Annotated in this window: 22 protein-coding genes; 12 read left to right on the top strand and 10 right to left on the bottom strand. The window is 40.1% G+C overall.

Annotated elements, in window-relative coordinates; translation table 11 throughout:
- Nucleotides 1-62 precede the first annotated feature (62 nt).
- Nucleotides 63-1,274 carry a magnesium transporter CorA family protein gene (locus KTI78_RS08175; RefSeq protein ID WP_016142349.1) on the top strand — a complete coding sequence of 404 codons (1,212 nt, stop codon included), beginning with the start codon at nt 63-65 and terminating at the stop codon, nt 1,272-1,274.
- A 271-nt stretch (nt 1,275-1,545) separates the two neighbouring features.
- On the opposite strand, the gene KTI78_RS08170 is transcribed toward KTI78_RS08175, so the two are convergent.
- From KTI78_RS08170 to KTI78_RS08145, 6 genes are all read right to left on the bottom strand, one after another.
- Nucleotides 1,546-1,875 (bottom strand): chaperone modulator CbpM, encoded by a 330-nt coding sequence (locus KTI78_RS08170; protein ID WP_016142348.1) that lies wholly within the window; start codon nt 1,873-1,875, stop codon nt 1,546-1,548.
- Between the two features lie 11 nt (nt 1,876-1,886).
- Entirely contained in the window at nt 1,887-2,843 is a 957-nt protein-coding gene (locus KTI78_RS08165) for a DnaJ C-terminal domain-containing protein (RefSeq protein WP_206223834.1), read from the bottom strand.
- Nucleotides 2,844-2,988: 145 nt separating this feature from the next.
- On the bottom strand, nt 2,989-3,600 hold the full coding sequence (locus KTI78_RS08160; protein ID WP_262445744.1) for a LysE family translocator: 612 nt from the start codon (nt 3,598-3,600) through the stop codon (nt 2,989-2,991).
- A gap of 137 nt (nt 3,601-3,737) precedes the next feature.
- Nucleotides 3,738-4,613 (bottom strand): Hsp33 family molecular chaperone HslO, encoded by an 876-nt coding sequence (gene hslO / locus KTI78_RS08155; protein WP_016142345.1) that lies wholly within the window; start codon nt 4,611-4,613, stop codon nt 3,738-3,740.
- A gap of 163 nt (nt 4,614-4,776) precedes the next feature.
- The gene (locus tag KTI78_RS08150; RefSeq protein WP_016142344.1) at nt 4,777-6,621 is read right to left on the bottom strand and encodes a monovalent cation:proton antiporter-2 (CPA2) family protein; all 1,845 of its coding nucleotides are present in this window, start codon (nt 6,619-6,621) and stop codon (nt 4,777-4,779) included.
- A 76-nt stretch (nt 6,622-6,697) separates the two neighbouring features.
- Nucleotides 6,698-8,926, bottom strand: coding sequence for a primosomal protein N' (locus tag KTI78_RS08145; RefSeq protein ID WP_262445742.1), 2,229 nt, complete (start codon nt 8,924-8,926; stop codon nt 6,698-6,700).
- 148 nt (nt 8,927-9,074) lie between these two features.
- Between KTI78_RS08145 and gspF the strand changes: the two genes are divergently transcribed.
- The 4 genes from gspF to KTI78_RS08125 all read left to right on the top strand — a co-directional run bounded on the left by gspF (nt 9,075) and on the right by KTI78_RS08125 (nt 11,982).
- Complete coding sequence (gspF, locus tag KTI78_RS08140; RefSeq protein WP_239967949.1) at nt 9,075-10,280, top strand: type II secretion system inner membrane protein GspF; 1,206 nt, start codon at nt 9,075-9,077, stop codon at nt 10,278-10,280.
- Between the two features lie 23 nt (nt 10,281-10,303).
- Nucleotides 10,304-10,888, top strand: coding sequence for a type II secretion system major pseudopilin GspG (gspG, locus tag KTI78_RS08135; protein ID WP_224992364.1), 585 nt, complete (start codon nt 10,304-10,306; stop codon nt 10,886-10,888).
- 266 nt (nt 10,889-11,154) lie between these two features.
- On the top strand, nt 11,155-11,499 hold the full coding sequence (locus KTI78_RS08130; protein WP_262445739.1) for a hypothetical protein: 345 nt from the start codon (nt 11,155-11,157) through the stop codon (nt 11,497-11,499).
- A 144-nt stretch (nt 11,500-11,643) separates the two neighbouring features.
- On the top strand, nt 11,644-11,982 hold the full coding sequence (locus tag KTI78_RS08125) for a tRNA-binding protein (RefSeq protein ID WP_002114937.1): 339 nt from the start codon (nt 11,644-11,646) through the stop codon (nt 11,980-11,982).
- 1 nt (nt 11,983) lies between these two features.
- Here the strand turns inward: KTI78_RS08125 and lnt are convergent, their stop codons facing one another.
- Both lnt and KTI78_RS08115 read right to left on the bottom strand, forming a co-directional pair.
- Nucleotides 11,984-13,543, bottom strand: a complete 1,560-nt coding sequence (lnt, locus tag KTI78_RS08120) for an apolipoprotein N-acyltransferase (protein ID WP_262445738.1) — start codon at nt 13,541-13,543, stop codon at nt 11,984-11,986.
- Nucleotides 13,540-14,379: an HlyC/CorC family transporter gene (locus tag KTI78_RS08115; protein WP_002114976.1), complete on the bottom strand. Its 840-nt coding sequence runs from the start codon at nt 14,377-14,379 to the stop codon at nt 13,540-13,542. Before KTI78_RS08115 ends, lnt begins: the two co-directional genes overlap by 4 nt.
- A 184-nt stretch (nt 14,380-14,563) precedes the next feature.
- On the opposite strand from KTI78_RS08115, the gene tusA reads away from it, so the two are divergent.
- Together tusA and KTI78_RS08105 are read left to right on the top strand one after the other, a co-directional pair.
- Complete coding sequence (tusA, locus tag KTI78_RS08110; protein ID WP_182003111.1) at nt 14,564-14,821, top strand: sulfurtransferase TusA; 258 nt, start codon at nt 14,564-14,566, stop codon at nt 14,819-14,821.
- A 132-nt stretch (nt 14,822-14,953) separates the two neighbouring features.
- Nucleotides 14,954-15,334 (top strand): hypothetical protein, encoded by a 381-nt coding sequence (locus tag KTI78_RS08105; RefSeq protein ID WP_262445736.1) that lies wholly within the window; start codon nt 14,954-14,956, stop codon nt 15,332-15,334.
- 45 nt (nt 15,335-15,379) lie between these two features.
- On the opposite strand, the gene KTI78_RS08100 is transcribed toward KTI78_RS08105, so the two are convergent.
- Nucleotides 15,380-17,092, bottom strand: coding sequence for an electron transfer flavoprotein-ubiquinone oxidoreductase (locus tag KTI78_RS08100; RefSeq protein WP_262445735.1), 1,713 nt, complete (start codon nt 17,090-17,092; stop codon nt 15,380-15,382).
- 187 nt (nt 17,093-17,279) lie between these two features.
- Here KTI78_RS08100 and KTI78_RS08095 point away from each other — a divergent pair, with 187 nt between their 5' ends.
- The 5 genes from KTI78_RS08095 (at nt 17,280) to KTI78_RS08075 (ending at nt 21,683) form a co-directional block, all read left to right on the top strand.
- On the top strand, nt 17,280-17,891 hold the full coding sequence (locus tag KTI78_RS08095) for a DUF1285 domain-containing protein (RefSeq protein ID WP_224992359.1): 612 nt from the start codon (nt 17,280-17,282) through the stop codon (nt 17,889-17,891).
- Between the two features lie 46 nt (nt 17,892-17,937).
- Nucleotides 17,938-18,804: a glutamate racemase gene (murI, locus tag KTI78_RS08090; RefSeq protein ID WP_262445734.1), complete on the top strand. Its 867-nt coding sequence runs from the start codon at nt 17,938-17,940 to the stop codon at nt 18,802-18,804.
- 116 nt (nt 18,805-18,920) lie between these two features.
- Nucleotides 18,921-19,925 (top strand): DUF4062 domain-containing protein, encoded by a 1,005-nt coding sequence (locus KTI78_RS08085; protein ID WP_262445766.1) that lies wholly within the window; start codon nt 18,921-18,923, stop codon nt 19,923-19,925.
- A gap of 73 nt (nt 19,926-19,998) precedes the next feature.
- Nucleotides 19,999-21,015, top strand: coding sequence for a ferrochelatase (gene hemH, locus KTI78_RS08080; protein WP_262445733.1), 1,017 nt, complete (start codon nt 19,999-20,001; stop codon nt 21,013-21,015).
- A 23-nt stretch (nt 21,016-21,038) separates the two neighbouring features.
- Entirely contained in the window at nt 21,039-21,683 is a 645-nt protein-coding gene (locus tag KTI78_RS08075; RefSeq protein ID WP_262445732.1) for an MBL fold metallo-hydrolase, read from the top strand.
- On the opposite strand, the gene KTI78_RS08070 is transcribed toward KTI78_RS08075, so the two are convergent.
- Nucleotides 21,680-21,874: a DNA gyrase inhibitor YacG gene (locus KTI78_RS08070; RefSeq protein ID WP_016144208.1), complete on the bottom strand. Its 195-nt coding sequence runs from the start codon at nt 21,872-21,874 to the stop codon at nt 21,680-21,682. The two genes, KTI78_RS08075 and KTI78_RS08070, sit on opposite strands and share 4 nt — an antisense overlap.
- Nucleotides 21,875-21,884 lie beyond the last annotated feature (10 nt).

The raw sequence follows: 21,884 nt of genomic DNA, 5'->3' as shown, positions 1-21,884 counted from the left end.
CCGCTTGATGCGGACTTTTTTTATGGCATGATGCAAGTAATACAAAAATAGATCATTGTGGTATGCAGGTTTATTACTTTTATCGCCATCAAGCTGACGGCTATGTCTTTTTAAGCCGTGAACAGCATAGTGAACATGTTCTGGAGTTTTTCTGGATTGATAGTGTCAGAACGGATGTGGTGAACCATAACGAAGAATGGCAACAAAAGATTCAACAGCTTTCAGGCGTGGTGATTAATGAATTTCATATGCGGGATATTGCCAATATTGAACATCCCTGCGCATTTGACACACTTGAAGAATATGACCTGCTCATTTTTAAAAAGCTGGTTACACCTGATGATGAAATTAAACATGCTGAATCCCAAGATAGTGTTTTTGGATTAGCGACGACACCCATCAGTTTTATTTTGACGCCTGATGTATTGATTAGCGTGCGTGAGCAGGGCAATAAGTCGATTGAAAACTACATTCAACGTCTCGAAAATATTTTATGTAAAACTTTAGAAGAGCAAAATAAAACCCGTAAACTGCCAAATTCACCAGTCGATTTATCGTTGCGACTTTTAAATAGTATGGTAGATGGCTATCTTGATATTCGCTCACCATTGACCAGAAGGGTTGAGCATTGGCAGCAACAATTACTGCAGGGAAATCGCCGTTTCAAACAATGGCACCAACTATTCCATGAAAATATGGCCTTTCAACAGGTTGAAAATTTATGCGAAGAGCAAATCGAAACCTTACAAGAATTCCGAGATGAAATTGTAGAAAATTACCATCATGTAGTTGGTAGTCATATTCGTAATTCTCAAGATATTTTATTGGTCCGATTAAATGATTTGATGAGTCATGTTGAGCGTATTCAAAAACATACTTTGCGGTTACGCAGCGCAATTCAATCAGCAATTGATTTGCATTTTTCAGCGATTGCAAACCAGACCAATGAAAACATGCGGATTTTGGCAATTATCACTGCTGTTTTTGCACCGCTTACCCTTTTAACAGGTATTTATGGAATGAACTTTGAGTTTATTCCTGGTCTTAAATCGCCAGTTGGTTTCTGGATAATGTTAGGGGTGATGCTACTGAGCACGATTTTGCTTTTGTACTATTTTTATCGACAACATCTAGTTGGGCGTGGTGAAAAAAGTGTGATTGATTTATTGGCTCAACAGCATCGTCAAAATCGGATGAATTTGTTTTGGTTTTTGGAATATGAACCGATTAAGCAGACTTTGAAGGAAGTAGAGAAGATTACTCGGTTGAAATAGTTTTTCAATTTTTATTGAATTTTTTCCAAATTTGCTCCAGCTAATCGTCATCCACAACCTGAGCGAGAAAAAGCAAACCTCGTTTGCTTCGAGCGCAAGACAAACGAAGTGCGTAGCTTGCGTTCAAATATAAATTTGACCTTAGTACGCACTTCAATATCTCTGGTTTTGGCCTTGCGTAGCTTCGCTACTCATGCCAAAACAAAAGTAACGTAATTAGCTGATGGAATAGACAATGAGTGCCAGTAGGACTCCGTCGTGACTATCTAATCTAATGAAAATGCTTCAACTGTTTTCTAAGTTGTTGTACTTCATCAATCAAATCTAACATCACCGCAACTGCTGCTAAACTTGCGTCAAAGTCACGTTGCAGACGATAAGCTTTACGAGCACGTGCGACGTCTTCGCCCATAAACTGATGTGCTTCAGGTTTATTTTCGACTGATAAAATATCATATTCAATGAGCTGAAGAATCCAGTCAGGACTTTGGCCACAAGCTTGAGCAAATTGTTGTAGGTCAAATGTAGATTGTTCATCAACGACCTCTGCACTAAAGGTATGGCCGTCATATACAATTTCTCGATAGTGAATGGTTGTCATGATCTTGCTCCCTAATGAGATGAACGAGGTTCGAATGAAGCAAAGGCTTCTGCCAATTGCTGATACGCTTCTTTTTCTTTTTCAGAGTTTGCAGGGGGGAATACAATATTTAAAATTAAATACAGATGCCCTGGCGTTTTATTTGGTATTCCTTTGTCTTTTAAACGTAGCTGTTGTCCTTGTTTTGCATTTTTAGGTAAATTGACATTTAAAGGCCCTGCTGGTGTTTTTACTTCAATACCTTGGCCTAATGCTGCTTCCCATGGAGTTACATCTACAGTCAAATACACATCACTGCCTTCGACATGAACACGGTCTGTATCTTTATACTGGATTTCAATATAAAGATCGCCGTTCGCACCACCGTTAATCCCACTTTGGCCTTGTCCAGTTAAGCGGATTTGCTGACCTTCTTTCATACCTTTTGGTATTTTTACCTGTAAGGTTTTACGTTGAACTTCAGGCTCGCCATAAGCATTCATGGTTGGGATTTGCAGGGTAATCTGTTGGGTTGATCCGTGATAGGCAATATCAAGATCAACCTCTATGCTGGCATGTTGATCTTCACCGCGATAACTACGTTGTTGTCTTTGATATTGTTGTTGCCCACCGCCAAAGCCTGCACCAAAGCGGCCAAATAAATCTTCAAAGCCGCTAAAGTCTGCTTGCTCACCACCTGTAAAGCCTTGACGATAAAACTGTGCTCCATCAAAGCCTCCTTGTGCAGCACCTTGACCAAAATTATTAAAACCTTGAGGGTGATCTAACATCTGGTCATATTCGGCTTTTTTATCAGCATTACTTAATGTGTCATAAGCAACATTAATCGCCTGCATCTTTTCTTCTGCATCTTTTTCTTTGCTGATGTCTGGATGATATTTACGGGCTAATTTTCGATAAGCTTTTTTAATTTCATCAGCAGAGGCTTTGCGTGTAACCCCTAATTCTTCATAATAATTTTTTGCCATAATGTTTTATCACGATGGTGTTGTTTATTTCATTATGAAACGATTTTTAGAGGTTTCAATAAGCTAGATTGTATAAGAGTTGTTCTATTACGAAATGAAATTAATAGGAAGAGGTATAGACAAATTAGATCATACTTCTAATGAATTAGATAAAGCTCTGATACAAGCCATAAAGGGCAATCAGTAAAAGTAATAAGCCACATAGACCTAATATTTTGGGATATAAATGACTGTTAGAAAGACGGCGGAAAAAGATATAAACCAAAGATAAAGTGAGGAAGTCTAAAGCAATCCATGTCAAAATAAGTATGGTTAAACTTAAATTTAACTGAGGGGTAATAGAGACGAATTGCGGAAAGAAAGCTGAGAAAAAGATAATATCTTTAGGGTTTGAAATACCGACAAGAAAGCCTTTTTTAAAGCCGCCATTTTGTGCGGAAACGGTTTGTATTGCTTCAGGGTGAGGTGCCTGAATCACTTCTTTGAGAATACTAAAACCCAAATAACCAATATATAGACAACCTAAAATCCGAATGATATTGAGATAACTATCATTAACACTCAGCACTCCTTTTAAAACCAGTACTGAAATAAAAATTAAAATAAGCGAGGCTAAGTTCGTACCAAAAATTGTTTCCAGTGCTTTTTTATAGCCTCCTTTGAGTCCGGCGCTTGCAACTAAAATCATGACGGGACCCGGGGTCGCAATCATAATAACTACGCTAAAAATAAAGAGAAAATAATCAAAATAATTCATGGTATTTAGGCATCTTATTTATTGGGTTATAAAGTAGCCTTATATTATCCTATTTAAAATAACATGTTGAAAATTATCATCAAAAAATACAGCTAAATAAAAAGGCGGTATAACCGCCTTTTTATAAAGTTAAAATATTAACTTAAATGTTCACCAAATAACGCTAAAGCTTCTTCAGCGGTAAATGTGTATTGCGTATTACAGAATTGACAGTCCATACGAATCGGATTCTGTTCTTCTAGGGTTTCATGAACAGCATCTACACCAATTTGAATCAGCGCATTTGCACAACGTTCTTTTGAACATGTACAACCAAATTTTAATGCTTCAATTTCTGGTAAACGAACTTCTTCTTCGTTATATAAACGATATAAGATTTCGTTGGCATCTAAATTGGTAAGCTCTTCAGCTTTTAATGTTTCAGTTAACATCGTCAAACGTGGCCATAAATCTTCATCGACCAAGTTTTGCTCTTCTTCATCATGACGTGGTAAGAGTTGAATCAGTAACCCACCAGAACGCTTATCTGTACTTGCCAATACAATACGAGTTGGAATTTGTGCAGACAAGTCGTAATACTGCATCAAGCAACCCGCTAAAGTCACTTGATCAAGCGGCACGATCCCTTGATAACGTTCACCAAACTCCGGTTCAATATTAATAAATAAAACTGGATTAACGAGAGCGCCAAGAACTGTGCTGCTGTCTGTTGCTTCAGCAAAGCGAGGGTCGGTTTCATAGTCCGCTAGAGCACGAACCTCCCCTAAATGGTTACATTCAGCCATCGCCCATTTGAAGGTGCCGCTAGCCTGGATTTGCAAGCTGATACGGCCTTTGATTTTTAGTGTACTTGCAAGTAATGCAGTCGCACTCAACATTTCACCTAGCAGAATTTTAACCGCAGGCATATAGTCACGTTGAGCTAAGATAGTTTGTAGGGCTTCTTCTAGATGAACTACTTCTCCACGTACTGGAAAGTTCTCTATATAAAAGCGTTGGCGTAAATCAGACATAATATTCTCCAGGGCCCTAAGCAGAGTATAACTATTTCGTTTTAATCAAGCTCAGGAAATGCAGCGAAGCCGCAAGCCGGACAGGGGCAGCTTTGTGCCCATTGTCCAATTATTTAGGCAATGTGAATAAGTCCTTAATATAGCCATTTTCTGAAATCTCAAGTTATTCTAGATGATCTCTTGTAATGTCGATGCGATTTGGTTGTAAATGACGCTTTAAATTAACATCATGTTTTGATGTAGCTTGTTGCTGCGCATCACTTTCAAACAAATGTTCAAGCTCGGCTAAGGCATTACGATGTGTTTCAAAAATCTTCTGTTCATCAGTATAAATACTTTGCTGCTGTATGAGCAATTTCTCATCATAATCCCGAAAGATTTCGATATTGTTATAGGCTTGTTCATCAGAGATACCGAGTTCTCGCAAGGCGCGATAAGCCATTCCTAATGAAGATAAATACGTCTCACGCCAAATATATTCAACACCTAAATCTCTTAATAGATGGACATGATGGCGGTCACGCGCGCGAGCTAATAGCTTTAAGTGGGGATAATTTAATCTAAGATGACGCGCGACATTCATGGAGTCTTCAACATCATCAATCGCTAAAATAAATACTTTGGCTTTTTCAATACCCGCAGAACGCAGTAAATCCGGCTGGGTCACATCGCCATAATAGAGCTTACCGCCGTATCGACGAACGAAGTCCACTTGCTGAAGATTGTTATCGATGGCAGTAAAACCTAAATGTTGTAGACGGGCAATACGCGCGATAATTTGTCCAAATCGTCCAAAACCAGCAATGATAATCGGGTTATCCTGCTGAGGAATCTCATCATACTCAGGTGGACGTTCTTTATTAAATAGAGGAATGACCTGAGTTGCCATAATCCAGTAAATCACTGGGGTAAGGACCATCGACAACGTCACAATTAGAGTCACTGGCTCTAATAGAGCTTGAGTTAAAATCTTTTCACTTTTTGCAAGACTCAAAATGACAAAAGCAAATTCTCCACCTTGTGCCAAACAAGTACCTAAAAGCAAGCTATTGTTCCAACTGTATTTTTTATAGCGGGCAATGGCAGTCAATATCAGCGTTTTGATGAGTAATAAGCCGACTGCGCCACCAATAATAAGCAAAGGCATATCAATCAGTAGTGACAGCTGGGTGGTCATACCCACAGTCATAAAGAATAAGCCAAGCAATAAACCTTTAAAGGGTGCAATACTCGCTTCAACTTCGTGACGGAACTCTGAATCTGCTAATAATACGCCTGTGAGGAAAGCGCCTAACGTCGTGCTAATTCCTAACGTGTCCATAAGCAACACAACAGCAAGAATAATAAATAATCCTACTGCTGTAATAAGTTCAGTCGCTCCACTTTTAGCAACAAAGCGGAAGAAGGGACGCATTACATAGCGGCTAAACAGAAACAGGCCAGTAAAGGTTGCAATAATAGCTGCAAAATAAGCGACGCCGTGATGGGTTGATTCTGTTCCTGCCAAGAGTGGAATGATGGCAAGTAAGGGAATAGCTGCTATATCTTGAAAGAGTAAAATGGAAAAAGACTGCTGACCATAAGTCGTATTGAGTTGCTGTTTTTCAGTCAGAAGCTGTAATACAAAAGCGGTAGAAGACAGCGCAAGGGCAAAACCAATCACAAAGCTGACAGAAAGCTGCTGTTGAAACAGTAATAGTATGATCAACATAAGAATGCCCCCACTAATGAGGACTTGCAGACTTCCCATCACAAAAATAGAGTCACGCATTTCCCACAAACGTTGTGGGCGTAACTCTAAGCCGATTAAGAACATCAATAAGATGACACCGAATTCGGCAAGTTCCATAATCGCTTCAGGGTCATGTGCAATATTTAAAACACTAGGACCCAGAAGTATTCCTGTAAATAAATAACCTAAAACTGTTGCTATCCCTAGGCGTTTGCCAAGAGGGACTAAAATCAGAGAAGCTCCAAGAAAAATTGTTGCTTGCAGTAGGAATGACATTCATTGCCTCGAATGTATTAGTCTCTTTTAAGTTTAAAGCCAAAAAGGCTTCTTCACACCATGATATTCAAATCATCTAATTAAATTCTTGCGGATCAACATCAATTGATAATCTGAGTTGATGCTGACGTGGTGCATGAACCAATTGTGACCACCATTGTCTTAAGTAAAAATGTAGGCGAGCACGGTCAGTAGATAAAATTACCATGTGGGCGCGGTAGCGTCCTGCTTTACGCTCCATAGGGGCTGGAATCGGTCCCCAAATATCAACAATGTCACCTGCAATTTGGCGTAATTGTTCCGCCGCTTCATTTAAGAAATGTAAGGTGTAGTCACGATCTTTGGACTCTGCACGTATCAGTACCGCATAGCGATAAGGTGGGAGCAATGCGACTTTACGTTCTGCAAGCGTCTGTTTGGCAACTGCCCGATAATCTTTTTCGATCAGCGTAGTTAGTAAAGGGTGATCGGGTCTTAAGGTTTGTAAGTAAACATGGCCTTTATGTTCGCCACGGCCTGCACGTCCAGCGACTTGTACAATTAACTGCGCAGTACGTTCTGGTGCACGAATATCGACACTCAGTAAGCCCGCATCAATATCTAAAATAGCAACTAAGGTGACATGTGGAAAATGATGACCTTTTGCCAACATTTGAGTGCCGAGCAAAATTGTTGGTTTGTTTTGATGAATACGGTCATAGATTTTTTGCCAGCTACCCACACGACTTGTGCTGTCACGGTCAACCCGAATCACTTCATGTTCGGGAAATAATTCTTGTAAGTGTTCTTCGACCTTAGCTGTCCCTGCTCCTAGGGTTTTTAAACTCTTTTGCTGACATTCAGGGCAATGGTCTGGCAAGCGATGAACGGTACCACAGTGGTGGCAATGTAAATAAGAATAAGGCTGAGTATGTAAAGTAAAATGCGCATCGCAATGCGGACAATTTGCTTGCCAGCCACAGCTTTCACACACCAGTACAGGTGCGTAGCCACGACGGTTTAAAAAGATTAAAACCTGTTCTTTTCTAGCTAATGTATTTTTAATCTGTTCGATTAAAGGTTGGCTAATGCCATGCTGTTTTTTGACAATTTTAAGGTCAATCAAATGCATTTTAGGTAAAAGCGCATGGCCCGCACGTTGGTTAAGTTGCAGTGAAGTTAATTTGCCAGTTTCGACCAAATAATAACTATCGATGCTCGGTGTTGCTGAACCTAAAATAACAGGGCAGTTTTGCAAGTGACCGCGGTACAGTGCGACATCACGTGCATGGTAGCGGAAGCCTTCTTGCTGTTTATAAGATAAGTCATGTTCTTCATCTAAAATGATTAAGCCTAAACGTGGCAGTGGCGTATAGATGGCTGAGCGTGTCCCTAAAATAATAGAGGCTTTACCAGTTTGTGCTTGTTGCCACGCTTGTAAACGTTTAGAGTCATTTAAGCCAGAGTGCAATAGAGCAATATCACAATTAAAACGAGACTTAAACCGAGAAATGGTTTGAGGGGTTAAACCAATTTCAGGGACCAAAACCAAAACTTGCTTACCTTGCTTTAGCACTTCGTGCATGATGTGCAGATAAACTTCAGTTTTACCACTTCCAGTTAAACCATCTAACAAGAAGGCTTGGTACTGATGCTGCGCGTTTATGACGTGCTGGGTTGCCTTCTTTTGGTCTTCATTGAGTGTGAGTGGCATTTGCGCCAATTGAACAGGTGCGGGGCTAAAGTCATGCGGTTCAAGTGTGCAGTCTACCAGTCCTTTCTTTTGAAGCGCTTTAAGAGTGGCTGTTTCTACACCACTTAAATTGAGAATATTTTCTGTAGTTCCAGCAGGGTGTAGTTTTAAAATCTGATAAGCATCTTGTTGCTTTACCGAGCGTTTAAGAAGTGCTTCAACATTGTCACATGGCGTGATTTTCCAAAGATGAAACAAAACATCCATCGGTTTGCCCTGACGCAATAATGCAGGTAGGGCGGTTTGCATGACCTCACCAATTGGAAATTGGTAATACTGGGCTGACCATGTCAATAAACTTAAAACTTGTTCATCTAAAATAGGCTCATCATCTAAAAGTTCAGAAATGGCTTTAAGTTGAAAGGTGCCTGTAAATGATTCATTTGGGCTCACTTTTTCAGTAATGATACCAATCAGGTTTTGGCGTCCAAATGAAATAGCGACGCGTGAGCCTACGCGGGCCCGTTCATATTGTGCTTGGGTGAGTGTATAGTCAAAAGTGTCGTACAGATGCACAGGTACGGCTACACGCACACGATAAACAACTGAATCAGGCTTTGGCGTTATGGTCATAGAGGCTCATTTCGTCAATTTTAAAAAACGGCATAGCGTCGTGAAGAGGACTTGGGTATTCTACACAGGCTATAGAACGAATATGAATGATTGCGTAGCATAGATGCAACAGCAGCGACTATTATTTTTGGAAAATTAGAACATTACCATGCCTGCATATCAATTTACTGCCATTGATGCTTCAGGGAAGCAGCAAAAAGGAGTGCTTGAGGGAGACTCAGCGCGCCAGATTCGCCAACAATTACGCGATAAAGCATGGACTCCCATTAGTGTCGATCCTGTTGAACAAAAAGATAAACATCAGAATCAGGGGTTATTCCAAAAAAAATTTAGTGCTTATGATTTGGCGCTCATGACCAGACAACTTTCCGTTTTGGTTGCAGCTGCTATTCCACTTGAGGAAGCCCTACGCGCCGTGAGTAGGCAAAGCGAAAAAACACATGTACAAAATCTTTTATTATCTGTGCGTTCTCGAGTCTTAGAAGGCCATTCACTCGCACAAGGTATGCAACAATCTGGACGGTTTCCAGACCTTTATATTGCAACAGTTGCTGCGGGAGAGCGTTCGGGGCATTTAGATCTCATTTTAGATCAGCTCTCGGATTACACCGAAAACCGCTTTGCCATGCAAAAGAAAGTTCAAGGCGCCATGATTTATCCTATCATTTTAATGCTGATGTCTTTTGGTATTGTGATGGGCTTAATGACTTATGTTGTGCCAGAGATTGTAAAAACTTTTGATCAAAATAAAGATGCTCTCCCGTGGATTACAGTCGCTTTAATGAAAGCCAGCGATTTTATTCGACATGCTTGGGTGTTTATTATTCTTTTTACAGTGGTGGGTGTTATCGCATTCGTTCGGTTTTTAAAAACCACTGCTGGACATTATGCTTTTGATCGATTAACACTCAAATTGCCATTATTCGGTAAACTGTCACGTGGTATTAATGCTGCACGCTTTGCCAGTACCTTATCTATTTTGACCCGTTCAGGTGTCCCTTTGGTCGATGCCTTAAAAATTGGTGCGGCAGTAACCAATAACTGGGTTATCCGCGATTCAATTGCCCACGCGGCTGAGCGTGTGACAGAGGGCGGTAACTTAGGTACACAGCTTGAGCGCAGTGGTTATTTCCCACCAATGATGGTACAAATGATTCGAAGTGGTGAGGCATCAGGCGAACTGGACCGCATGTTAGAACGAGCATCGACCATGCAAGACCGTGAGGTGACGACATTTATTTCCACCTTACTGGCATTACTTGAACCGCTTATGCTGGTTTTAATGGCAAGCATTGTACTGGTTATTGTAATCGCGGTTATGCTGCCAATCGTAAATATGAACAATATGATTTAATAACTTTGATATTAGAGATAATGATGAAAGTAAAAAATATTCAAAGCGAAACACCGATGGAACAACATAGTGAATCTGCGGTTTCAAATCAGTTTGAACCGACGTGCCATTCCGAGCATAGCTCTGTATTAAATGTCTGCTCTTCAAGCGTAGCTTTCGGACTTGCGGCACGTTCGAGCGGTGCTCGAATGAAACGTGCCTCAGGCTTTACCCTCATTGAAGTGATGGTCGTGATTGTAATTTTAGGCGTGTTAGCTGCTTTAATCGTACCAAATGTCATGGGGCGTAGTGAAAAAGCTAAAATTGATACGACTCAAATTGCATTAAAGGGTGTGGCGGGTGCTTTAGATCAGTACAAGCTTGATAATGGCCATTTCCCAACTATGCAAGAAGGTGGGCTAGATGCTTTGGTGAATCAGCCTGCTACAGCGAAAAACTGGATGCCGGGTGGGTATGTAAAAGGTGGTTATCCTAAAGACAGCTGGAAAAATGATATTCAATATGTCATTCCTGGGGCAGATGGGCGAGCTTTTGATTTGTACTCATTTGGAGCAGATGGCAAAGAAGGTGGTGAGGGTAATGATGCAGATATTTATTACCAACCTTAATTAAAATGTAATGGAGATTATCAATTCAGTTAAACAGTTAAAATGATAATACGAATTGATAATCTCTCTCAATCAGAAAAATATAATAACTAATTGAAAATTATAGACTAAAATTAATATTGATATTTGAGATTTATAATAAGAATTATTCCCATATTTAATAGTTACAAGAAAGTTAAAATGTAGAGAAAAATAAGCTATATATTTAAATGAAAGCTTTGCATAATAAATAAAAAGCACTTTATTCAATTAAAAGGAGAGATTAAATGAAAGCATTTCTCATAGTAGATGAACTGACTCAGTTTCATTGGGTAATGCTCAAGTCTGTCCTATTGATTTTGGGTTTATTGCCGATTGCTGAAGTTTCATTAAAGTTATGGATGAGTACCGAGGGAAGTAGTCAAATCATGATTGGCTTCTTTGCATTAAGTATTGTGAGCGCATGGTTAATGGTGAGCTTCTTTACCGCATTAAAAGCGAGTGTTTGGCAAGCTAAACAAATATCTACTCAATATGAGCAATTACTTTTTAAAGCTTACCGTTATGTACCCATGGTCTTTTTATCGAGTTTAGTTGCTTATTTATCTTTGCAATTATCGATCGCTTTTTAATGATAATTTAAAACTAGATTTTTAAATAAAACGTAGACTAAACATCTACGTTTTATTTTTTATCTGGACTTAAAAACAGGGTGTTTCTTTATTGTACATATTATATGCTTCAAATCAGATATTTAAGAACATGAGAAAAACTAAATGGAACAAATCGAGTGGAATGATTTTTTAAAAGTAGAGCTTCGCGTTGGTAAAATTATTCAAGCTGAGGTTTTTGAAAAGGCGCGTAAACCTGCCTATATTTTGCATGTAGATTTTGGTGAAGAATTGGGTGTGCGTAAATCAAGTGCGCAGATTACTAAGCTCTATCAGCCACAAGATTTGGTGGGTAAATTAGTTGTTGCTGTAGTGAATTTCCCTAAAAAACAAATCGGACCTATCCAGTCGGAATGTTTAGTGACAGGGTTTCATAATGCAGATGGTGATGTAGCACTTTGTATCCCAGAGTTTGAAGTACCTCTGGGTACAAAGTTATTGTGATTTAGCGGCGGGATTTAAAAGAAACGTCAACTTTACGTGGACGATATACCCAGCCTAGAACGAGCAGTAATACTGCAAATCCTAACACTGGATAATCACCTAAACGGTTATAAAGCGTTTGACCTTGCATGGCAGGTAGATCACCTCTTAAGACAAACTCTTTATCGATTGGTGCTTGTTCAGTGATATGACCATTTTGATCAATAAACGCTGTTACACCAGTGTTTGTTGCACGAATAAACCAACGGCCATTTTCTTTCGCGCGCATTTGCACCATTTGCAAATGTTGCCATGGGCCAGCTGTTCCCGTGAACCAAGCATCGTTCGATACAGTTACTAAGAAGTCACTGTCTTCTGCATTACGTCTTGTTAGGTTCGGATAAGCCACTTCATAACAAATTGCTGCAGCAAGTGCATGTCCTTTAATTAAGAGGGGTTTCTGGTCACTCTCACCACGTGTAAAACCGCTCATGCTAATATCATTTTGCATGGCTGGTAATACCCAAGAGAGTAAACCTGAAAGAGGAATATATTCACCAAATGGAACAAGACGCTGCTTTTTATAGAGTCCACTTGAATCACTGCCAGAAGCCATAATACTGTTGTAATACAGCGGGCTACCAACTTGATGTGATTTTTCGAAATCCCAATAAGGAATGCCAGTTACCCAAGCTGTATGGTTCTTTTTCGCTTGTGCATCCATTGCATCCAAAAACGGTTCAATGTCAGTTTGGAAAAGCGGAATTGATGATTCAGGCCATACAATTAAGTCACGGCCCCATTCAGATTGAGTTAAACCAGCATAAATTTCTAATGTTCTAACTTGATATTCGGTTAGCCATTTTAAATCTTGTGGAATGTTACCCTGAATAAGCGAAACGCTAAGCGGCTTGGCATCTTTAGGTTTTACAAACTGTATGTATGATGCTCCCCATGCACCTAAAACTAACAGGGCAGAAGGGATAATCCAGAAAACACGCTTGCGTAGAACTTCAACTAAAGCACATGCTAATACAATGACCACGAAGGAAATTGCATAAATACCAAATAGCGGTGCATAACCATCGAGTAAACGCTCGGTAAAAGCATAACCTACAAACAGCCATGGGAAACCTGTAAACACCCAAGTTTTTGCCCATTCGAAAACAATCCAAAGCGGCGCAAAAGTCAGTGGTGTTTCAGGGAAAAAACGTCGGTAAACCCAGGTCTCAAATGCCGTAAATAAGCCCATCACAAGGGCCATAACAGCAATCATACACACGCTTAGAAAAGCGTTGGTATCGCCATATACATGGATGGAAGTATAGAGCCAGAAAGCGCCTACAAACCATAAGCCAAAGCCATAGCTCCAACCAATGGCAAATGCTTGTTTCGCTGAGCGTTTATGTAGTGTTGCATAGAGTAGGGCCGGAGATAAAATTGCCAACCACCACCAATAATAAGGTGCCAGTGAAAAACTGAACACGGCACCTGAAAATAAAGCAATGAGTAAAGGAAAAATTAAAGGAAGCTGTTTTTGTTGTTGCGAAGAATCTAACAGCTTTTCAAAGTATGCTCTCATTGGCGTACAGCTCGAATCAGATGGATAGTGCGGGCATCTGCTTCAACGATTGTAAATAACCAATTTCCAAGCTCAACAGTTTGACCTTGTAAATCACTCACCAGACCAATCTCTTGAAGCAATAAACCGCCGACAGTTTCTACTTCATCGTCAGAAAAATCAGCATCTAAAACAGTATTGAAATGTTCGATTGGTGTAAGTGCTTGCACCATCCATGCATTTGCTACCGTATGGTCATTGTCAGGAACAATGTACTGCGCATCTTCATCGACCGTGTCGTGCTCATCTTCAATTTCGCCAACGATCTCTTCAAGAATATCTTCGAGGGTAACAAGACCTGCTGTTGAGCCATATTCATCAATCACAATCGCAATGTGAGTTTGAGTATGTTTCAACATACGTAGGACCTGATCGGAACGTGCACTTTCAGGAACAAATAAAGGTTGGCGCATAAGAACTCGAATATCAACTTTGGTATTCGGCTCAGTTAGAAACGGCAACAAATCTTTTGCGAGCAAAATCCCGACAACATTGTCAGGCTGATCGGCAGAGAAGACTGGAAAGCGTGAGTGAGCAGACTCAACCAGTACATCAAGAATATCAAGTAATTGATCATCTTCTTGCAAACTGATCATTGCTGTTCGTGGCGTCATGACTTCACGAATTTTTGTAGCTGGAAGGTCAAGAACGCCTTCAAGCATAGCAACGGTATCTGGTTCTAAAAAGCGGCGTGAATTTTGGACTAATTTTAATAATTCATCACGGGTTTCTGGCGCTGTACCTAACCATTTTCGTAAGCCTCGCATTCCCCACGACGGACTTGGTTCCTCTTGCATGATCTTTCCTAAAGACTCAATGTATCAAATGAATACACAGATCATACCGAAGAAAAGATGCTTATGCATCTATAAAACAAGCTAAAAGACAAAACGTATATTGTTATGTAAAAGCCAGTTACAGTTAACAGCTCAGTAATTTGTTTATGCTAAAATGTGAAAATTCTATTTGTTCGAGTTTGTCATGTCAGAACAATCTATGTCACCTACTGTGCAACTTAATACACGTGGTTTACGCTGTCCGGAACCTGTCATGATGTTGCATCAAGCCATCCGCAAATCTAAGTCTGGGGATGTGGTTGAAGTCTTTGCAACAGATAATTCGACTTCGTGGGATATTCCTAAATTTTGTATGCATTTAGGCCATGAGTTGTTGTTGCAAGAAGAACGCTTAGATGAAAATGGTCATAAAGAATTTCATTACTTAGTGAAGAAAGGCTAATAGAATAATAAGGCTTCTAATAAAGACGATTAGAAGCCATGAATAATTCAACTTTAATTTGAAATGATAATTTTTTACAAATAAGAATCGTTATATAATTTATAAAATTAAGTATATAAATGACGTATAAAAATGAATGATTATTTTGTGAAACGAAGCTTATTAATCTGTCTTTGGTTTTTCACTATTGCGGGTTTATTACATTTAGAGATCTCTTGGTTATCTGAAACTGTTGCCACCATTACTTTATTTACGCTTATTATTTTAGGCTCAATTCTACTCGGTTATAGAAATACATATTTTGCTCCTGAACCAAAGATAAAGATGAGTTTGATCTTGCATACAAGGTTTATCGGGCTGATGTTAATTCTTGATTTATTATTTGGTAAATCGATTTGGTACTTCGATTTAGCGCGAAACTTTGGTTTTCTTGGCTTATTTTTATTAGGCACATTTATTTTCTATAAAAAGAATTTTAATTTAAACGTAGCAAAAATACCGCCTTTTCAATAAGTAGATACTAATAAAAAAGCCCCGAATAATCGGGGCTTTTTACTATTACATATTAGGATAATTCGGACCACCACCGCCTTCAGGCGTTACCCATGTGATGTTCTGAGAAGGGTCTTTAATATCACAAGTCTTACAGTGAACACAGTTCGCTGCGTTAATCTGGAAGCGTTTAGAGCCATCATCATTTTCCATGATTTCATAAACACCAGCAGGACAATAGCGCTGTGCAGGCTCATCCCATTTCGGTAAGTTTACATTCACTGGAATTGAAGGATCAGTAAGCTTCAAGTGAGCTGGCTGGTTTTCTTCATGTACAGTGTTTGAGATAAACACAGAAGATAAACGGTCAAATGTAAGCTTGCCATCCGGTTTTGGATAGTTTGGCTTAAAGCTTGTTGCATCAACAGTTTTCAATGCAGCGAAGTCTTGCTTCAAGTCATGTAAAGTGAATGGAACTTTAAAGACATTCTGGTCGATAAAGTTAAATGCACCACCCATCCATTGACCAAATTTATGCATTGCTGGGCCAAAGTTACGAGAGTTATAAAGCTCTTCTTTTAACCAGCTTTTGTTAAATTTGTCAGTGTATGAAGTCAATTCTTTAACGAATAAATCTTCGCCTTCAGTAACACGTGCAATCGCAAGATCACCGCCTTTTTCTACGCCAGCAGCAATGGCTTCAAATACAGCTTCACCACATAACATGCCTGATTTCATGGCAGTGTGTGAGCCTTTGATTTTTGCAAAGTTTAAGAAACCTGCATCATCACCAATTAAGCAACCACCTGGAAAAGTTAGTTTAGGCAATGAGTTGAAACCGCCTTTCACGACCGCACGTGCACCGTAAGAAATACGCTTACCACCTTCTAAATACTGTTTAATCAGTGGGTGAGTTTTCCAGCGCTGCATTTCCATAAATGGATACATGTGTGGATTTTCATAAGACAAGTCCACGATCATACCCAAAGTGACTTGGTTGTTTTCAGCGTGGTATAACCACCAACCACCTGAAGAAGCTGTTTCAGCCAATGGCCAGCCAGCACCATGCATCACTAAGCCCGGTTTATGTTTTGCTGGATCAATTTCCCAAAGCTCTTTAATCCCGATACCGTAATGCTGAGGATCAGCATCTTTATCAAGGTTGTATTTCGCAATCAGGCGTTTACCTAAATGACCACGGCAACCTTCAGCAAAGAGAGTATATTTAGCGTGAAGTTCATAACCTGGGGTAAAGTTATGCGTTGGTTCGCCATCTTTACCAACACCCATGTCGCCAGTTTGAATCCCTTTTACAGTACCGTCTTCATGGTAAAGCACTTCAGATGCAGCAAAGCCAGGGAAGATCGAAACTTCTAGCTCTTCAGCTTTTTGACCTAACCAGCGAACCACGTTACCTAACGAGATCACATAGTTACCGTCGTTGTGCATGGTTTTAGGAACCATCCAGTGAGGTACTTCTTTAGAAGTGGTATCTGAAAGTAAGAAGAATGTTTTGTCTTCAGTTACAGGGACATTAAGAGGGGCGCCTTCATCTTTCCAGTTCGGGAAAAGTTCATTGATGGCACGTGGCTCAAGCACAGCACCAGACAAGATATGCGCACCTACTTCAGAGCCTTTTTCAACTACACAAACAGAAAGATCGGGTAAGTTTTTTTCAATCGCTAATTGACGGATCTTAATCGCAGCAGATAGACCTGCAGGTCCTGCACCTACGATGACAACGTCAAACTCCATCGATTCACGTTCGATGTGTTCCATGTAGGACTCCTCAATACTTAAAGGTGGCAACCGTCATATTCAGAAAATTCGGTGCTGCCGTGAGTGTTTTAATCCATAGGCGCAAATATGCTATTGTGCCTTTTATCGTTTGGGCTAGTATAGTTTTAAACCATGATCTAGCCAATTGGCTGAGTCGTAACATTTTTTCGTCAGCAAGGCATAAACTATGGTAAATCAAAATAATTCACCATCGGATATGGGAAAAATACCGTTATCTGATGATAAAAACTTAATGAACATTGCACAATACTTAAAAGGTGTACAGCAAAGTCACAAAAGGTCAATTCCACCTTTAGAGCAGTGGCATCCAAAGCATTGCGGCAAAATGGATTTGACGGTGAAATCCAATGGAGAATGGTGGCACGAAGGTCAATTAATCAAGCGCCAAGCTCTATTAGATCTGTTTACCAAAGTCCTATGGAAAGAAGAGGGTAAATTCTACCTGAAAACCCCTGTAGAACAAATTGAAATCGAAGTTGAAGACGAACCTTTATTAGTCAATCAGGCAGATCAGGTCGAAATTTCAGGTGAGCAGTTTTTACAACTGACCACTACCAATCAAGATGTGATTTTAGTTGATGCAGAACATCCAATTTTTATGCGGGAATATGCAGGGGAGTTACGTCCTTATGTGCATGTGCGTTTTGGAATTAATGCGCTGATTCAGCGTCAGGCTTTCTATCATTTGGTGAACTATGGAACACTGATTGAAAACGATAAAGGTAAAACCATTTTAGAGCTAAAAAGTGGTAATTTGCTCTTGCAATTAGGCACTTGAGGTTTAAGCTTTAGGGAGTGAAATTTTCTGACACTTCAGTACAGCTATGACCGCCATACAACCTTTATTTTCCGAGCTAGAACCTATGCCTAAAGCATCAGCAGATGCCCCAATTGGTATTTTTGATTCGGGAATTGGAGGAATGTCAGTTGCAGCAGAAATTGCCAAATATTTGCCAAACGAACATATTGTTTATTATGCCGATACGGCCTATGTTCCTTATGGTCCACGCTCTGATGCAGAAATCAGGGAACTCACGGCTCGAGCAGTCGATTGGCTATATCGTCAAGGCTGTAAAATTGCAGTCGTAGCCTGCAATACAGCTTCCGCTTTTAGCCTTGATCATTTACGTGAGCATTATGGAGAACACTTTCCAATTGTGGGATTGGTTCCAGCATTAAAACCTGCTGTATTACAGACACGTTCTAAAGTGGTTGCCGTGTTGGCGACACCTGCAACTTTTCGGGGCCAACTCATTAAAGATGTGGTCGAGAAGTTTGCTGTTCCGGCAGGTGTTAAAGTGATGACTTTAACCAGCCTTGAACTTGTTCCTTGTGTCGAGGCAGGTCAGCAAATGGGTGAGACATGTTTAAAGGCATTAAAAGAAGTTTTACAGCCTGCTGCTGAGCAAGGTGCCGACTATTTAGTGCTTGGTTGCACGCATTATCCTTTCTTAAATCAAGCAATCCATCATCTTTTTGATAACCAATTCACACTGGTTGATTCTGGGTTGGCAGTTGCCCGACAAACAGCCCGTATTTTAATAAAAAATGAGTTATTATGTGACCAAATAGGTCAGAATGTTGCACGTATTGAATGTTATGTCAGCGGTAATAATGCTGAGGCACTGCAACCTGTTTTACAACATATGATTCCACAAGAGTTAACTTGGACACTTCATAATCTGAACTGATCGTTTAGCATCATTTAGAAAGTAGTGTTTTTTAGATTTATTATTTTATTTGGGGCGGTTCATGATCTTGGCTGATATTAAGTCACGGATAGATCATGGGGCGGAAGGGTATTGTTATGCTCGATACACGCTATCAGATTTTTATTTCAACATCCGGTCGCGACATGCAGCCAGAGCGGATGGTTTTGTCTCAAACCTTGGTCGGGATGGGTTTCTTTGCTTGGGGACTAGAACATCGAACGCCTTTAACAACCACACTTGCACGTCGACAAATTGATGAATGTGATTATGTAATCTTACTTTTAGGCAGCCAGTATGGAGAACAGTCGATTTCTGGTGCGAGTTATTTGTCTTTAGAATATGAATATGCGTTAAGTCAGGCTAAACCCATTATTGTGTTCATGCATGAGCAACCTGAAAGTCGTGAAATACATTTACAAGAAACACATCCACAGCTTAAAGATAAATTTAGCGCATTTAGAGAAAAGTTATTACTTGATGCAAACCATATTTTTTACTTTAAAAGCCTTCGTGACTTAGAGCTAGCTGTCCGTTTAAATATGCCTTTACTTGTTGAGCAACATATGGGGCAAGGTTGGATTCCTGCTCATCAAGCTCATCACTTAGAAGATGAAATTAAGCTATTAAAAAGTAAAATTTTGCAGTTAGAGCAACAGTTGGTAGAGTCATCAGCTCAAGTCAATGAAGTTGCTCCTCAAGATGTTTTTGCATTTGAATATCAAATTCAAGCATTTCAGGATGGCAACTTTAAAGAGCTTAAACGACAACGACAAATGACGTGGTCTCAGTTACTAAGCATATTGGCAAAGCAGTTTGAAACACCGATGCCAGAAGAGAGCTTTGGAACTTGTCTCAATGAATATCTCAATCATGCTGGGCTAGAAGATGCTCGTCAGGAGCTGCCAAGAGCACATGCGGTGGCTGGTGCTCAGATTAACCATAAGGCGTTGTTCCGCATTAAAAAGCAAATGCGATCGCAAGGCTGGATTGTTCCAACTCAAACTGAACAATCCTATAACTTATGGAAAGTTACAGCTAGAGCTCAAAAGATATTACTTAGCTATAAATGGAGCCATCGGGGTACTCGATTAAAAGCTTAGAGCGATTCAATTTATATATAACAATAAAAGCTGTTACATTAATGCCATAAGATGAATTGAAAGGCATTTACACATGTCGTTTGAACAAAAACCGAAAGTTACTGTCATTTTAGCGAATTTAGGTACACCGGATGAGGCGACTGTGCCTGCGGTGCGCCGTTTTTTAAAGCAGTTTTTATCTGATTCACGCGTGATTGAAATACCAAAATTTATTTGGTGGATTATTTTAAATCTGTTTGTTTTACCTTTTCGACCGAAAAGAGTAGCGCATGCCTATGCTTCGGTATGGTCAACAGATTCACCCATGCGTGAAATTGTGTTTGAACAAACCAAACGTGTGCAGGCTTATTTACAGCAAGAAAATAATCAGTTTGATTTAACCGTGATACCAGCAATGACCTATGGTAATCCGGGTATTGATACAGTATTAGAAAAACTGGCGTCTAACCCGCAAGAGCATGTCATTCTATTGCCTTTGTTTCCTCAATATTCTGCAACTTCTACAGCGCCGTTATACGATGCGTTTGCGAAGTGGATTCCGGCCCAGCGAAACTTGCCGGGTCTAACAATTATTAAAGACTATTATCAACATCCCATGTTTATTCAGGCATTGGCAGAAAGTGTTTTAGCTTACCAAGAGCAACATGGGAAACCTGAAAAGCTGTTGATGTCATTTCATGGTATTCCACAGCCTTATGCAGATAAAGGCGACCCTTATGCAGACCGTTGTCGTATTACCGCAAAGCTGGTGGCCGAAGCCTTACATTTAAAAGATGATGAATGGGCAATTAGTTTCCAATCACGCTTTGGAAAACAAGAGTGGGTTAAACCTTATACAGACCAGCTACTACAAGCTTGGGCGAAGCAGGGTGTTAAGTCTGTTCAGGTTTTAAGCCCAGCTTTTTCTGCTGACTGCTTGGAAACACTTGAAGAATTAGCCATCCAAAATGCTGAGTTGTTTCAACAAGCTGGCGGTGGTAGCTATGCTTATATTCCTGCTTTAAATAGCGATCAAGCTCACATTGATTTGCTTGCAGGGTTAGTTCAGGCTAATCTTGATGCCCTTACTTATACCTTAGCCCACCGTTAATTGCGTTTTAGCCAGAGGTTTTTATGCTGCAAGTCAAAATTGTTCCAGTTACTGCATTTGCCCAAAACTGTTCGCTTGTTTGGGACAGTGAAACCAAAGAAGCAGTTTTGATTGATGCGGGTGGTGACGCTTCGGTTTTGAAAGAAGAAGTAGAAGCCTTAGGTTTAAAAGTGAAAGCTCTTTGGCTCACTCACGGACATTTAGACCATGCTGGAGCGGTAGGAGAGCTTGCTAAAGAATGGAATGTTCCGGTTATTGGGCCGCATAAAGAAGATCAGTTCTGGCTAGATATGATTCAGGAAGTTTCAGCACGTTATGGCTTTCCAATTCCACAGCCAGTAAAAGTCGATCAATGGCTTGAAGGCGGTGAAGTGCTAAAACTGGGTGAAGATGAGTTTGAGGTGCGTTTTGCGCCGGGGCATACACCGGGACATGTCATTTTTTATAATAAAAACCATGGTTTACTTTGGACAGGTGATGTCCTGTTTAAAGGCTCGATTGGAAGAACCGACTTCCCGCGTGGTAATCACGATCAGTTGATTGAATCGATTAAACGTGAATGTTTTAGTTTGCCAGATGATACTCAGTTTATTTCAGGACATGGTCCGATGAGTACCATTGGCTTTGAAAAACAATTTAACCCATTTGTCGCGGGCAAAGCAGGTTAATCTTCGTAATCATCTTCATTTTGACTACCCTTGTCATGCTGAGGCGCATCTTGGGTAGGCAGTTTATATTCATCGTTTGCCCACGCCCCTAAATCAATTAATTTACAGCGCTCTGAACAAAACGGACGAAATTCATTACCTTCCCAAACACTTGGTTCACCACAACGTGGGCAGGGGAATGTACGTGGCATAAAGCAATAT

Origin of the sequence: Acinetobacter sp. WU_MDCI_Abxe161 (assembly GCF_025514355.1) — a bacterium.
Taxonomy (GTDB): Bacteria; Pseudomonadota; Gammaproteobacteria; order Pseudomonadales; family Moraxellaceae; genus Acinetobacter; species Acinetobacter pittii_E.
This window is presented reverse-complemented; position numbering and strand designations above follow the sequence as displayed.

Coding starts and splice junctions, on each gene's coding strand:
- KTI78_RS08175 (WP_016142349.1), top strand. CDS start 63: ATGCAGGTTTATTACTTTTATCGCCATCAAGCTGACGGCTATGTCTTT.
- KTI78_RS08170 (WP_016142348.1), bottom strand. CDS start 1,875: ATGACAACCATTCACTATCGAGAAATTGTATATGACGGCCATACCTTT.
- KTI78_RS08165 (WP_206223834.1), bottom strand. CDS start 2,843: ATGGCAAAAAATTATTATGAAGAATTAGGGGTTACACGCAAAGCCTCT.
- KTI78_RS08160 (WP_262445744.1), bottom strand. CDS start 3,600: ATGAATTATTTTGATTATTTTCTCTTTATTTTTAGCGTAGTTATTATG.
- hslO (WP_016142345.1), bottom strand. CDS start 4,613: ATGTCTGATTTACGCCAACGCTTTTATATAGAGAACTTTCCAGTACGT.
- KTI78_RS08150 (WP_016142344.1), bottom strand. CDS start 6,621: ATGTCATTCCTACTGCAAGCAACAATTTTTCTTGGAGCTTCTCTGATT.
- KTI78_RS08145 (WP_262445742.1), bottom strand. CDS start 8,926: ATGACCATAACGCCAAAGCCTGATTCAGTTGTTTATCGTGTGCGTGTA.
- gspF (WP_239967949.1), top strand. CDS start 9,075: ATGCCTGCATATCAATTTACTGCCATTGATGCTTCAGGGAAGCAGCAA.
- gspG (WP_224992364.1), top strand. CDS start 10,304: ATGAAAGTAAAAAATATTCAAAGCGAAACACCGATGGAACAACATAGT.
- KTI78_RS08130 (WP_262445739.1), top strand. CDS start 11,155: ATGAAAGCATTTCTCATAGTAGATGAACTGACTCAGTTTCATTGGGTA.
- KTI78_RS08125 (WP_002114937.1), top strand. CDS start 11,644: ATGGAACAAATCGAGTGGAATGATTTTTTAAAAGTAGAGCTTCGCGTT.
- lnt (WP_262445738.1), bottom strand. CDS start 13,543: ATGAGAGCATACTTTGAAAAGCTGTTAGATTCTTCGCAACAACAAAAA.
- KTI78_RS08115 (WP_002114976.1), bottom strand. CDS start 14,379: ATGCAAGAGGAACCAAGTCCGTCGTGGGGAATGCGAGGCTTACGAAAA.
- tusA (WP_182003111.1), top strand. CDS start 14,564: ATGTCAGAACAATCTATGTCACCTACTGTGCAACTTAATACACGTGGT.
- KTI78_RS08105 (WP_262445736.1), top strand. CDS start 14,954: ATGAATGATTATTTTGTGAAACGAAGCTTATTAATCTGTCTTTGGTTT.
- KTI78_RS08100 (WP_262445735.1), bottom strand. CDS start 17,092: ATGGAACACATCGAACGTGAATCGATGGAGTTTGACGTTGTCATCGTA.
- KTI78_RS08095 (WP_224992359.1), top strand. CDS start 17,280: ATGGTAAATCAAAATAATTCACCATCGGATATGGGAAAAATACCGTTA.
- murI (WP_262445734.1), top strand. CDS start 17,938: ATGACCGCCATACAACCTTTATTTTCCGAGCTAGAACCTATGCCTAAA.
- KTI78_RS08085 (WP_262445766.1), top strand. CDS start 18,921: ATGCTCGATACACGCTATCAGATTTTTATTTCAACATCCGGTCGCGAC.
- hemH (WP_262445733.1), top strand. CDS start 19,999: ATGTCGTTTGAACAAAAACCGAAAGTTACTGTCATTTTAGCGAATTTA.
- KTI78_RS08075 (WP_262445732.1), top strand. CDS start 21,039: ATGCTGCAAGTCAAAATTGTTCCAGTTACTGCATTTGCCCAAAACTGT.
- KTI78_RS08070 (WP_016144208.1), bottom strand. CDS start 21,874: ATGCCACGTACATTCCCCTGCCCACGTTGTGGTGAACCAAGTGTTTGG.